General features: G+C 73.8%; 11 protein-coding genes. 5 read left to right on the top strand and 6 right to left on the bottom strand.

All coding sequences use genetic code 11. The features are described from left to right. Positions 1–42: 42 nt before the first annotated feature. Entirely contained in the window at positions 43–1398 is a 1356-nt protein-coding gene (locus DFI_RS08040; protein WP_027461711.1) for a S8 family peptidase, read from the top strand. Between the two features lie 66 nt (positions 1399–1464). On the opposite strand, the gene DFI_RS08035 is transcribed toward DFI_RS08040, so the two are convergent. From DFI_RS08035 to DFI_RS08025, 3 genes are all read right to left on the bottom strand, one after another. Beyond that, positions 1465–1728 (bottom strand): hypothetical protein, encoded by a 264-nt coding sequence (locus DFI_RS08035; RefSeq protein WP_027461710.1) that lies wholly within the window; start codon positions 1726–1728, stop codon positions 1465–1467. An 81-nt stretch (positions 1729–1809) separates the two neighbouring features. After that, on the bottom strand, positions 1810–2934 hold the full coding sequence (locus DFI_RS08030; protein WP_244940252.1) for an enolase C-terminal domain-like protein: 1125 nt from the start codon (positions 2932–2934) through the stop codon (positions 1810–1812). Then, the gene (locus tag DFI_RS08025) at positions 2925–3716 is read right to left on the bottom strand and encodes a nucleoside/nucleotide kinase family protein (RefSeq protein WP_043776689.1); all 792 of its coding nucleotides are present in this window, start codon (positions 3714–3716) and stop codon (positions 2925–2927) included. Before DFI_RS08025 ends, DFI_RS08030 begins: the two co-directional genes overlap by 10 nt. A gap of 161 nt (positions 3717–3877) precedes the next feature. Here DFI_RS08025 and DFI_RS08020 point away from each other — a divergent pair, with 161 nt between their 5' ends. Then, positions 3878–5068: a PRC-barrel domain-containing protein gene (locus DFI_RS08020; protein ID WP_051307394.1), complete on the top strand. Its 1191-nt coding sequence runs from the start codon at positions 3878–3880 to the stop codon at positions 5066–5068. 67 nt (positions 5069–5135) lie between these two features. Here DFI_RS08020 and DFI_RS08015 read toward each other — a convergent pair whose 3' ends face one another. Continuing rightward, positions 5136–5891: a DUF937 domain-containing protein gene (locus DFI_RS08015; RefSeq protein ID WP_027461707.1), complete on the bottom strand. Its 756-nt coding sequence runs from the start codon at positions 5889–5891 to the stop codon at positions 5136–5138. 180 nt (positions 5892–6071) lie between these two features. On the opposite strand from DFI_RS08015, the gene DFI_RS08010 reads away from it, so the two are divergent. After that, complete coding sequence (locus DFI_RS08010; protein WP_027461706.1) at positions 6072–6704, top strand: DNA-3-methyladenine glycosylase; 633 nt, start codon at positions 6072–6074, stop codon at positions 6702–6704. Positions 6705–6713: 9 nt separating this feature from the next. On the opposite strand, the gene DFI_RS08005 is transcribed toward DFI_RS08010, so the two are convergent. Then, on the bottom strand, positions 6714–7196 hold the full coding sequence (locus DFI_RS08005; protein ID WP_027461705.1) for a peroxiredoxin: 483 nt from the start codon (positions 7194–7196) through the stop codon (positions 6714–6716). A gap of 89 nt (positions 7197–7285) precedes the next feature. On the opposite strand from DFI_RS08005, the gene tilS reads away from it, so the two are divergent. After that, positions 7286–8932: a tRNA lysidine(34) synthetase TilS gene (gene tilS / locus DFI_RS08000; protein WP_081425664.1), complete on the top strand. Its 1647-nt coding sequence runs from the start codon at positions 7286–7288 to the stop codon at positions 8930–8932. Here tilS and DFI_RS07995 read toward each other — a convergent pair. Then, entirely contained in the window at positions 8878–9990 is a 1113-nt protein-coding gene (locus tag DFI_RS07995; RefSeq protein ID WP_027461704.1) for a GTP pyrophosphokinase, read from the bottom strand. The two genes, tilS and DFI_RS07995, sit on opposite strands and share 55 nt — an antisense overlap. Positions 9991–10103: 113 nt before the next feature. On the opposite strand from DFI_RS07995, the gene DFI_RS07990 reads away from it, so the two are divergent. Then, positions 10104–12011, top strand: a complete 1908-nt coding sequence (locus DFI_RS07990; protein ID WP_043776687.1) for an N-acetylmuramoyl-L-alanine amidase — start codon at positions 10104–10106, stop codon at positions 12009–12011. The last annotated feature ends 9 nt before the right edge of the window (positions 12012–12020 follow it).

Genomic DNA, 12020 nt, shown 5'->3' with positions numbered 1-12020 from the left:
GCCCTTCATGCTCAGATCAGGTCCACACGGTATACGGGGGAAATGCGCTCTGCTGCCCTGCCCACCCTGCTGACCCTGACCGCGCTGCTCACCGCCTGCGGCGGCAGCGGCGGCACGCCCCCGACCCCCACGCCCGTCCCGCCGGCCGGCAGCGTCTGCCCGCAGGGCATCAGCAGCGGCCCCAGCGCGCAGGCCGCGCTCCTGCCCTTCCAGCCGGACTTCACGGCCGGAACCGTCACCGCCGACTGGACCGCCCCGCACGTGCCCGGTGAGGTCCTGATCCTCGGCCCGGCCGCCGGTACTCTCAGCGCTCAGAGCCTGAGTGCCCTGGCCGGCGTGACCGTGCAGGAAATCGTGCCCGGCCTGAGGCTCGCCGCGACCCCGGCCGGCCGGGACGACGCCGCCTTCGCCGCCAGCCTGCACGCCGCCGGCCTGCGCGTGCAGCCGAACTACCTGTACCGCGCCCAGGCGCTCCCCAACGACCCTGGTGTGAACGCCGGCCTGCCCATCAGCGGCACCCGCGTCACGCAGACGTACCTGAACCGCATCAAGGCCCCCGCCGCCTGGGACTTCCTGACCGCCTGCGGCAAAACCCCGCAGGGCGTGGTCACGGCCGTGATCGACAGCGGCGTGGACGCCTCTCACAACGACCTCACCGGCCGCCTGCTGACGCCCCAGACCGTGACCAGCGGCGCCGCCACCCAGGACGACGCCCGGCACGGCACCGGCGTGACCGGCATCATCGGCGCGGCCACCAACAACGGCGTGGCCGTGACCGGCCTCACCTGGGGCGGCACGAACATGCTGTCCATCCGGATGCTCGACGCGGCCGGCGAGGGCTCCACCACTCAGCTCGTGCAGGCCCTGCAACGCGCCATGAACGCCGGCGCGAAGGTCATCAACCTGAGTCTGGGCTTCGAGGGCGCCAACCCCGACACCGCCGTCAGCAGCGCCCTGACCGACGCCGCGAAACAGGCCGTGGTGATCGCCGCGGCCGGCAACACCCCCGGGGTCGGCCTGTTCTTCCCGGCCAGCCATCCGGCCGTGATCTCGGTGGGCGCCGTCGGGAACACGAACGGCACGCTGGCCTGCTACAGCGCCAAACCTGACGCCTCCCAGACGGCCGTGGCGGGTAACTTCATCGTGGCGCCCGGCGGGGACTGCAGCGGCAAGCCTGCGGAACTGGTCCCGGCCCTGATGCCCGCCAGCGGGTACGGCCTGGTGGCGGGGACGAGCTTCGCGGCGCCGCAGGTGAGTGGCGTGGCCGCCCTGATGCGCGCCGCCAACCCCGGGCTGACGGCCGCGCAGACGAAAGCACTGATCCTGCAGACCGTGGACCGCAGCGCCGGACTGCCCCTGCTGGACGCGAACGCCGCGGTGCGGGCCGCCACTCGCTGAGCCCGAAGCACAGAAAGGCGCGCCGTCCTGCACAGGGATCGGCGCGCTTCTTTTCTGGACGCGGGTTCAGCTGTGCTGCTGGGGGAGCGGTTCAGGCGTCTGCAGGTGACGGACCAGCATGATGAACACGGCCGCGCAGTGCACGCTGAGCAGGCCGAACAGGGTGGTGCTGTGTTCCAGGTGCAGGCCGTACACGCCGACGAGCTGCAGCAGCATCAGGTTCAGGAGCAGCGGGCCGCGTTTCTCGGGCATGCGGACGAAACCGTAGACCCCGACGGCCAGGCTGAACAGCAGCGGGAGAATGAGGGCGTTGAGGATTTCTTGATCCATGCTTCATGATTGCTCCTGAATTCTGAACTAACCATGACAGGCGCCCCGGGATTAATGCGGCTGCCCAGACAGCCACCCGCTTCACAGGGCGTACTGCGCCAGCTTCGCCGGGTCCAGGGTATGGTCCCGGAGCGTCTGGACATCCAGCCAGCCGTCCTCGAACCGGATGGGCCGGTCCAGCAGGTCATCCTGAAGCTTCAGGACCATGCCCAGCTCGCACGGCTCGGTCACCTCGGCCTGAGAGGCCAGCAGCGCAGCGTGCAGGGTGCCCAGCCCCGTGCTGGCCTGACTGCCCACCATGCCCCGCTTGCCGTGCGCCGCGGCCCGCGCGAGCATCGTGCGGCCGTCCGTGAAGCCGTTGCGGGCGGACTTGACGTTCAGCACGTCGAAGGTGTCGAAGGTGAGCTCGCGTTCCAGGTCCGCCGGGGTGAAGCAGCTGTCGTCCGCCACGACGGGCAGCACGCCGCTGGCCTTCAACTCGGCGCGGGCCTGGAGCTGCCGCACCGGCAGGGGTTCTTCCACGTACAGCAGGCCCTCGCCCCGCAGGGCGGCCAGCACCGCCGGCGCCGACTCGGGCGTGAGCGTCTCGTTGCTGTCGGCGTACAGCAGCACACTGTCCCCGAAGGCATGGCGCAGATCCCGCACGACCTCCAGGTCCTGCGCGGCATTCCGGCCCACCTTCACCTTCAGGCAGCGCATGCCCGCCTGCACGACCCGTTCGGCCTCAGCCAGCATGTCCGCGCGGGCGGCGATGCCGAGAATGAAACTCGGCCGGACGCGCCGCCGCGGCCCCAGCAGCGTGTCGAACAGCGTCCGGCCCTCGCTGCGGGCCCGGGCGTCCCAGGAGGCCATGTCCAGCGCCCCGCGCGCCGTGTGGTTGTTCACCAGACTGTTCCGCGCCGCGTCCAGCGCCGGGCGGTCCTGAATGTCCACGCCCCGCAGGCGTTCCCCCAGGTATGTGAGGGCGCCCAGCACGCTGGCGGTCGTCTCGCCGTAGATGGTCGGGCGGGGCGTCGCCTCGGCCACGCCCACGCTGCCGTCCGACAGGGTGACCTGCACCAGCACATGCTCGGCCACGTTCAGCACGGACGCCGCACCCCACGCGAGCGCGGACGTCAGCGGCAGCCGGAAGGGCCGGCCCTCCACCCTCACGACCGTCACGCCGCTGCGCGGCACGTCGCTGTCCTGCACGCCGGTCACAGCCACGCCTCCACGGCCTGCGCCACCCCGGCCGGCGGGAGGGCCACGGTGTCCAGCACCAGCGCCCGCTCCGGCGGGAGGGTGCGCAGGAACGCCTCCGCCCCGAAGGGATCGTAGTTCCGGCGTTCAGAGACCACGATCTTCACGCGGGCCAGCACGTCGTCGGCCGTGAAGCCCTCCCCGGTCAGATCGGCCAGGGCCCGCACCTCGTCCGGGTGAAAGACATCCTGCACGCCGGGCAGGGCCAGCAGCCGCGTCTGCAGGTCGGCCGCCGCTCCACCCCCGGCCACCGTCACCTGATCGAAAGCGTCGGAGCGCCCCAGCAGCCTCCGGACCCGCACGCTGTCCGGGGCGCCCAGCGCCACGAACCGCCACGCCGGGTAGTGATCTGCCGCGAACTGCACCTCCTCCAGACCGCGCAGCCCGTCGAACACCGGCCCCCGGCCCCACACGGCCGTGTCGGCCAGCAGCTCGCCCAGCGCCTGCGCCATACCGCCCGGGTGAGTCTCGCGGTACTGCGCGGTCAGCCGGAAGCGTTCCTCCCGGTCGGTCACCGCGCGGCCCGCCAGCGGCTCAATCATCACGGCGTCCGTCACCACCCGGCGGTCCGGCAGCACCCGCCAGTCCGGCCGGACCCGCCGCACGGCGTCCAGAGCAGTGCTCTTGCCCACGCCGGTCACCCCCACCAGCACCACCAGCGGCAGGTCGCCCAGCCGCACCTCGCGGGCGTCGGGGGCAGGGGGCGGGCCGGGCGGGGCACGGCGCAGACCGGACAGGGCGGCACACATCCCCGTCAGGGTAGGTCACGCGGGCATCCTGAAGGTTGCGTCAAGGTGACCGGCTGTCCAGGCAGCCCACGCCCCGCCGCGCGCTCCTAGACTCCGGGGGACGCAACTCCGGAGAGCCGGAACGCACGCCCCGCCGCCCGGCCGGGCGCAGAGGAGAGGGCATGATCAAGGGCAAGGAGCTCCTGGGCAAGAACATCGTCACCATCGACACCGGCCAGCGCGTCGAGACCGTCCACGACCTCGTGTTCGACCCGCAGGCCAACCAGCTGCTGGGCCTGATCGTGGAAGAAGGCGGCTGGTTCCGCGCCGCGAAGGCCGTCCGCTTCGAGAGCGTGCGCTCCTTCGGCGAGGACGCCATCATGATCGCCGACCACAGCGCCATCATCCGCGCGAAGGACGACGACCGGCTCGCCCGCGTGATGGACGCCGACCTGAACCTCATAGGCCTGACCCTCCTGACCGAGAGCGGGCAGAAGCTCGGCCGGATCGTGGACGTGTACTTCGACGAACGCACCGGCCGCGTGGAAGGCTACGAGGCGACCGGCGGATTCCTCAGCGACCTCAGCCAGGGCCGCACCTTCATTCCCGGCCCCGCCGACATCCAGATCGGCACGGACGCCGCCATCGTGCCCACCCACGTGGTCGCCGCCATGAACGCCCAGCGCAAGGGCGGCATCGTCGGCGCCTTCCAGGACGCCCGGGACAACGTGCGCGACAGCGTTCAGGACGCCGCCGGCGCCGTGAAGGGCAGCTACGAGCACGCCGCCCAGGACGTGAGGGAAGGCGTGACCGGACTCGGCGCGGCCGTGCGCGAACAGGTGACCGGGCAGGGCCAGGCGTACGTGGTCGGCAAACAGGCCAGCCACGAAATCGTCGCCGAGGACGGCACCGTGATCGTCCGCGCCGGCGAGACCATCACGCCCCTGCACGCCGAGGTCGCCGAATGGCACGGCAAGCTCGGCGCGTTGGGCGCCGCCGCGACGGGCGGCGCGGTGGCCGGCGCGTACCGCGACGCGGCCGACACCGCCCGCCAGGGCCTGCAGACCGCCGGCAGCAACCTTCGCGAGAACCTGGAGGACCTGTCGCAGGCCAGCCGCGTGCGGCAGAAGGAGTACGTGACCGGCCGCACCGTCGGGTACGACGTGAACCTGCCCGACGGGGACGTCCTGATCCGCCAGGGCGAGACGATCACGCCCGCGCACGCGGACCGTGCCGAGGCCGACGGCCTGCTCGCGGCGCTGATCACCGCCGCCACGACCGCCAGCGTGAGCCGCGCCTACAGCAGCACCGTGAACCGTATCCAGGGTGACCGCCCGGCCGCGGAGCCCGGTCCGGACGACCGCCCGGAGTAGGCTGCTGCCACAGGCCAGAACAGGGGAGGGGCCACCGCTAAGTCCGGTGGCCCCTCCCCATGGATCGCTAGCGGCGTCCGCCGAACATCCCGATCAGGTCGTCCAGCGCGTTGCCGTTCCCGTTGCGGTCCAGCACGTTGTTCAGCGTGTCCATCAGCCCGCCGCGGCTGCCGGGCGCCCCGGCACTCTCCATGCCCGGCGCGCCGGGGCTGGGGCTTAGGCCCGCATTCTGACCCGGCAGCCCGGGAATCACGGGGCCACCCCCCAGCACGCCCCCGGCCCCGCCCGTGCCGGCGCTGCCGGTCCGGCCGCCGAGCACGTCGCCCAGGCCGCCCCCCATTCCGCCGCCGAGAATGCCGCCCAGGATGCTGCCGATGTCCACGCCACCCGTGCCAGCGTTGGTTCCCATCCCGCCACTCCCGCCCTGCCGCTGCCGGCTCAGGTACGCGAGCACCAGGGGCGCCAGCATGGACAGCACCTGCATCGCCAGCTGCGGGTCGATTCCCGCGCGCTGCCCCACCGCGTTCGCAGCCGCGGACTGCTGGGGGCCGAAGATGTGCCCCAGGATCTTCTGGCCGTCGGCCGTGTCGGGCATCCGGCCCTGCCCGAAGAGCTCCAGCGCCTGCCCGTCGTGGCGGGACAGCGCACCCTCCAGTGCGGCGGCGCCGCCCGGCTGCGCGGCGTTGCGGGTCAGGGCACCCAGCAGCAGGGGCACGGCGGCCTCCACGGCCGCTTCCGTCTGGTGGGGGCTGGTGCCGAGCTGCTGGCCGATCGTCTGCCCGGTGCGGTTCATGCCGCCGAGCATGTTGAAGATGTCCATCATGACTGGGTCCTCCTTGAATGAACGGCCCGCGCCACCCCGGGAACCGGCCTGCTCTGGCCGGGGGCGCGCGGGTTGGGGGCGTCCGTTCAGGGTAGCCCCGCCCGCCGGGATCGCCTCTTCAGGAAATCCAGAAAAAGCCCGCCCGGCCAGCCCCGCAGCTGAGCGCGGCATAGTGAGCGCATGACCCGGGCCGAGTTCCCCTCCCGCTGGCACCCGGCCGACTTCGCCGGCGACCCGGTCCTCACCGCCCGGCGCCTGCTGGGCAGCACGCTGGTGCGCACCCTGCCCGGCGGCGTGCGGCTCGCCGGGCGGATCGTGGAGGCCGAGGCCTACGACTGCCCGCGCGACCCCGCCTGCACCGCCGGGCGCTTCCACGCCGCCCGCAGCGCCGAGATGGCGATCCCGCCCGGGCACTGGCTGTTCTGGACGGCGCACGGGCACCCGCTGCTGCAGGTGGCGTGCCGGGAGGCGGGCGTGTCGGCCAGCGTGCTGATCCGCGCGCTGGAACCCCTGGAGGGCCGCGAGGTGATGCTGGACCACCGGCCCGTCATCCGCGAACGCGACCTGACGAACGGCCCCGCCAAACTCGTGGCCGCCCTGGGGCTGCACCCTGCGCAGGTGAGCCGCACGCCGGTGGACAGCGCTGGCCTGCACCTGGAGCGCGCCCCCGCCCTGCCGGACGCGGACGTCGTCACGACCGCCCGGATCGGCCTGCGGGAGGGCCGGAACCTGCCCTGGCGTTTCCACGTGCGCGGGAGCCCCTGGGTGTCGCCGGCCACGCCCAGCATGGACCTCCTGACCCTGCCGGACTGACCCCGAGGGTCAGGACGCGGGGGCGGCGCCGGCCGCCTGCAACGCCGTCAGCTGACCCAGCACCTCCCGCGCGTGCCCGGCCGGGTTCACGAAGCGCCAGTGCCAGCGCAGCACGCCCTCCGGGTCGATCAGGAAGGTCTGCCGGGACGCCACGCCCAGCAGCCCGGACAGGCCCCCAAGCACGCCGTACTGCCGCGCCAGGACCTTCTCCCCGTCCGGAATCAGCGGGAACGCCAGCCCGCAGCGGTCCCGGAACGCCGCCTGCCGCGCCTCCGTGTCGGTGCTCACGCCCACCACGGCCGCGTTCCGGGCGCCGAAGTCCTCCAGGCTGGCCTGAAACGCCTGCGCTTCCAGGGAGCAGCCGGGCGTGTTGGCGCGCGGGTAGAAGTACAGCACCACCCACTGCCCGCGCAGGTCCGCCAGCGCCAGGTGCTGCCCGTCCTCGGTGCGGGCGCGGAACTCGGGGGCAGGCTGGCCGACCTGAACACTCATGCCCGCACTGTACCGGCCCGGCCCCGCGCCGCTCAGGAAGCCCGCGTGCAATCCGGGCCGGCGGGGGCCAGGGCCCCTACAATGCGCCCGTGACCGACCTCGCCGCCGCCCTGCGCCCGTACGCCGGCCAGCGCGTGCTGGTGGGCGTGTCGGGCGGCGCGGATTCCGTGGCGCTGCTGCACGCCCTGCACGCCGCAGGCGCGCAGCCGGTGGCGGCGCACCTGGACCACGCCCTGCGCCCGGACTCCGCCGGGGACGCCCACTGGGTGGAGGCGCTGGCCGAGCGCCTGGGCGTGCCCTTCGAGACCGCGCGGGTGGACGTGGCCGCCGTCGCCGCCCGGCGCGGCTGGAACCTGGAGGACGCCGCCCGCCGCCTCCGCTACGAGTTCCTGACCCGCACCGCCAGAAAGCATGGCCTGACCGTGATCCTGACCGCCCACACCCGCCGCGACCAGGCCGAGACGGTCCTGATGCAGCTGCTGCGGGGCGAGGCGGTCCTGACCGGCATCCCCCCGGTGCACGGCCGCGTGCGGCGCCCCTGGCTGGACGTGCCGCGCGAAGCACTGGAAGCCTACTTGCGCGGCCTGAATGAATCCTGGCTGGACGACCCGATGAACGCCGACCCGCACTACACCCGCGTGTGGCTGCGGCAGCAGGTGCTGCCTGCGTTGCGGGCGCGCTTCCCGGCGGTGGAGGCGGCCCTGGCCCGGCTGGCCCGCCTCTCCCGGGAGGACGACGCGGCCCTGCACGCCCAGGCAGCCGCCCTGACCGCGCACGCTCCTCTGAACACCCAGCCGCCGGCCGTGCTGCGCCGCTGGGTCACCGCGCAACTCGGCGGGGAAGGGCTGGGCTACCACATGGACCACGTCCAGGCCCTCGCTGACGCCCTCGGAGCCGGCGGGACCCGGCACGTCACGCTGCCCGGCGGACAGAACGCCACGGTCACCGGCGGGCACCTGCACCTGCGGCCCCTGGCCCTGCCGGGCCCGGACTTTCCCGTACCGCCCGGCTGGAACCTGCGCACGCCGCGGCCCGGGGACCGCATCCGCCTGCCCGGCGGCACCCGCAAGGTCAGCGACGTGCTCACCGACCGGCACGTGCCCCGGGAGGACCGGCCGCGGGTGCCGGTCCTGGCCGCCGGGCAGAGCGTGAAGTGGCTGGGCACGCCGGACCCCGTGTGGGCCGAGCACGCCCGCGAGGAGGCCGGTGTGTCCCTCACGCCTGAGCAGGCGGGCATGCGCGAGGCCCTGGCCCTGGCCCGCGAGGCCGCCGGGCACGGCGAGGTGCCGGTGGGCGCGGTCGTGCTGGACGCCGCCGGGCAGGTGATCGGCCGGGGCCGCAACACCAGCCGCGAGCACGGCGACATGACCCGCCACGCCGAACTGCACGCGCTGCGCGAGGCCACCCTCACGGCCGGCGCGTACCTGGGCGCGTGCACGCTGGTGGTCACGCTGGAACCCTGCCCGATGTGCCTGGGCGCCGCCCTGGAGGCCCGGATCGGGCGGATCGTGTACGGCGCCCACAACCCCCGCGCCGGCGCGCTGGGCGGCGTGACGGACCTGCTCGCCCACCACTGGGGTCCGCGGCCCGCGGTGCAGGGCGGCCTGCTGGCCCGCGAGGCGGCCCGGCTGCTCCGGGCGACCTTTCAGGGCTTCCGCGCCGGACCGGCCGGCGGGGCGGCTCAGGAGGACAGCGGCGTGCCCGGGGCGGGCAGGGCCGCCGGACCGGACTCCTGAATCTCACGGTAGGCGTCCATCACGATCTCCGTCAGGCGCGGCAGGCCGTCCGGGTGGTTCAGGTCCAGCATCGCCATCACCTCGGCCGGGTCCAGGCTGGGGTTGGCGCACACCCGCAGCAGCACGTAATGCACCACGCTCACCCCGGGCCGCGCGCCGCCCGCCGGCAGCCACGCCGACCTCAGGCGTGGCAGCAGCACCGTCGCGAAGCGCACGATGCTCTGCGCGTTGCGGCGCAGTTCCTTGTCCAGGGTGCCCACCGAGTGCACGCCCACGTACTGCAGCAGGCCCGCCAGACGCTGCGGCCGCTCGGAGTCCGGCCAGCCGACCAGCAGTTTCACGTGCAGGGCGTCGGCGACCTCCGCGTCGATGTCCCGCACCGGGGACGTGGAGAGCAGGTGCGTCATGCTCTGCGCGTCCACGAACACGCTGTCCGGCGCCTCCTGCACCCGCGCCGGCAGGTTCGCGGCGTAATCCCGGGACAGGCGGTGCAGCGCCATGAATTCCTCGTCCGCCATCTCCAGCAGGCCGGACAGGCGGTTGAAGCGCCGGCGCACCTCGCGCGGCACGGCGTCGCGGCTCTTGTACCCCAGGTCGTGTTCCATCTCCGCCCAGGCGTGCTGCAGGATGCTGCGGATCTGCACCTCGAACCACGGCGTGCTGGGGCCCTCCGCGCTGGCAGGCAGGCGCACCACGTAGTGCACGCCGCGGTACCCGAAGCGGTCCGGGTCCTGCATCATGCCCTTGTCCACGGAGTTCAGCCAGTCCACGGTCAGGTTCTCCTCCAGCAGCCGCCCCACCACGCCCACGTCCGACTCGAAGTACGTGATCACGCGCACCCCGAGCAGGTCCGTGACGTCCTCCAGGCGGTGGTAGCGGCCCGGTTTGCGGCGCAGCTTGTCCTCCAGACTGCCCGGGCGTTTCACGCGGCTGGCGACGTGATGGATTTTCAGGCCGGCGTTGTGCAGCAGATTCGTGACGTAATGCGCGCACGCGACCCGCTGCCGTTCGTACTCCGGCAGGACCGAGGCGTACTCCTTCACCAGCGGGTCAGTCATGAATGCCCGCAGCATAGCCGCCCCCGGTGTCCAGCCGGGCCCCGGCTGCTTTCGTGAGCGTTCACGCTGCGCCGCACACCTGCCCGGCCGCCGGACGTGATACACCCGCCCTCATGCGTTCAACGCCGCTTCCGCGCCTGACGCGCGCGGGCTTCACGGCGGTCCTCACCGGCGCCGTCCTCACGGGCGCCGCCCGGGCCGCACCGGCCATCTTCGTCGCGTACCCGGAATCCGGCGCCCGCGTGGCCTTCGACCACGTGATCCTGCAGGGCAGCGTGACCCCCGGCAGCAGCCTGAGCGTCTCCGGCAAGGCCGTGAATGTCGGTCCGGACGGCCTGTTCATGGAGTGGTGGCCGCTCCGGGCCGGCACGAACGACCTGAAGCTCGTGTCCACCCGGGCGGGGCAGACCGCCACGCAGATCCTGCGGGTGATCCGCCCGGTGGTCCGGCCGCTGCCTGCCACGCCCACCAGCCTCGACCGGGCCAGCCTCGAACCCCGCGTGAACATCGAGTACTGGGACGCCGGCGGCGACACCGACGCCGAGCGGCAGGTCACCGTGGCCTTCCGCGGTTCGCCGGGTGGGAAGGCCAGCGCCCGCCTACCCGGCGTGACGGTCCTGCCCCTGCGCGAGGTCGCGGCCGGACAGTACCGGGGCACCTACACCCTCCCGGCCGGCGCGACCCTGCCCGCCGCGGCGTTCGAGGTGAGCCTCACCGGCCGCGACGGCCGCACCGTCACCGCCCCCACCCCCGGGCGCCTCAGCAGCGTGCGCGCCCCCCGCACCGGCACGCAGCGCCCCGGCACGGTGCAGGGCCTGGGCCTGAACGAGGCCACCTGGGTCGCCACCGACCTGACCGGCCGCCCCGCCCTGTACCCCCGCGCGGGCATGACCTTCCCGCTGGTGGGCCGCGTGGGCGACGACGTGCGGGCCCGCATCGCGCCCGGGACGTCCCTGCTGATCACCGCGAAGCAACTGGAGGTCACGCCCGGCCTGCCCCTTCCGGTCGCCGGTGGCCCGGTCACGCTGGAGGGGGACGGGCCGCCCGGTCCCGCGCTGTCGTTCCTGCCCGGCCCGGCGGGCACGCCGGAGGTGCCCCCACCGGTGCCCACCCCCCCGCTGGCCCCGATGAGCAGTGCACCGGCGCACCCGGAACTGGTTCTGCGCCTGCCGCTGGGCGGGGCGCGCCTGCCCTTCACCGTCACGCAGACCGACGGCGGGCGCCGGCTGGACATCCTGCTGTACGGCACCCTGGCCGCGCCGCTGCTGCCACCCGCCGGCCGCGACCCGCTCCTGCGCGCTGTGGAGGTCACGCCCGCCGGGCCGGGCGTCACGCGGGTGAGTGTGCTGACCACCGCGCCGCAGGCCTGGGGCTTCACCGTGAACTACGACGGCCCGGACCTGCGCGTCGCCGTGCGGCGCCCCCCGCCCCTGGACGCCGCGCAGCCCCTGCTGGGCCGCGCCGTCACCCTGGACCCCGGGCACGGCGGCAGCCAGCGGGGCGGGGCGGGCAGCCTGCGCGTGCCGGAAAAGGACCTGAACCTGCCCATCGCCCTGCGCGTGGCCGAACTGCTGCGCGCGCAGGGCGCCACCGTGCACCTCACCCGCGACACGGACCTCACCCTCGGCCTGTACGAGCGCGGCCTGACCGCCGAGACCACCGCCAGCGACCTGCTGGTCAGCATTCACGCCAACGCCCTCCCGGACGGCCGGGATCCGCGTGGCATTCGCGGACCGGAGGTGTACTTCACGCACCCGCAGGCGCAGGGGGTTTCTGCCCGCATCCTCGCGCAGCTCCGCCAGCGGCTCCCGGACCTGGGCCCCGGCAAGGGACTGATGCCGGGCGCGGACCTGGCCCTGACCCGCCCCGGCACGCAGCCCAGCCTGCTGATCGAGACCGGGTACCTCACGGACGCCGGGAATCTGCGAATTTTGATGAGCCCCGCCGGGCGTGAACGCATCGCGCAGGCCATCGCCGCCGGCATCGGCGACTACTACGCCGCGCAGGCCCGACAGCCGTAAGGGGCGCCC

The organism is Deinococcus ficus, assembly GCF_003444775.1.
Taxonomy (GTDB): domain Bacteria; phylum Deinococcota; class Deinococci; order Deinococcales; family Deinococcaceae; genus Deinococcus; species Deinococcus ficus.
This window is presented reverse-complemented; position numbering and strand designations above follow the sequence as displayed.

Excerpts from the sequence above, each read along its gene's own strand:
- DFI_RS08040 (WP_027461711.1), top strand. The coding sequence starts at position 43 with ATGCGCTCTGCTGCCCTGCCCACCCTGCTGACCCTGACCGCGCTGCTC.
- DFI_RS08035 (WP_027461710.1), bottom strand. The coding sequence starts at position 1,728 with ATGGATCAAGAAATCCTCAACGCCCTCATTCTCCCGCTGCTGTTCAGC.
- DFI_RS08025 (WP_043776689.1), bottom strand. The coding sequence starts at position 3,716 with ATGTGTGCCGCCCTGTCCGGTCTGCGCCGTGCCCCGCCCGGCCCGCCC.
- DFI_RS08020 (WP_051307394.1), top strand. The coding sequence starts at position 3,878 with ATGATCAAGGGCAAGGAGCTCCTGGGCAAGAACATCGTCACCATCGAC.
- DFI_RS08015 (WP_027461707.1), bottom strand. The coding sequence starts at position 5,891 with ATGATGGACATCTTCAACATGCTCGGCGGCATGAACCGCACCGGGCAG.
- DFI_RS08010 (WP_027461706.1), top strand. The coding sequence starts at position 6,072 with ATGACCCGGGCCGAGTTCCCCTCCCGCTGGCACCCGGCCGACTTCGCC.
- DFI_RS08005 (WP_027461705.1), bottom strand. The coding sequence starts at position 7,196 with ATGAGTGTTCAGGTCGGCCAGCCTGCCCCCGAGTTCCGCGCCCGCACC.
- DFI_RS07995 (WP_027461704.1), bottom strand. The coding sequence starts at position 9,990 with ATGACTGACCCGCTGGTGAAGGAGTACGCCTCGGTCCTGCCGGAGTAC.
- DFI_RS07990 (WP_043776687.1), top strand. The coding sequence starts at position 10,104 with ATGCGTTCAACGCCGCTTCCGCGCCTGACGCGCGCGGGCTTCACGGCG.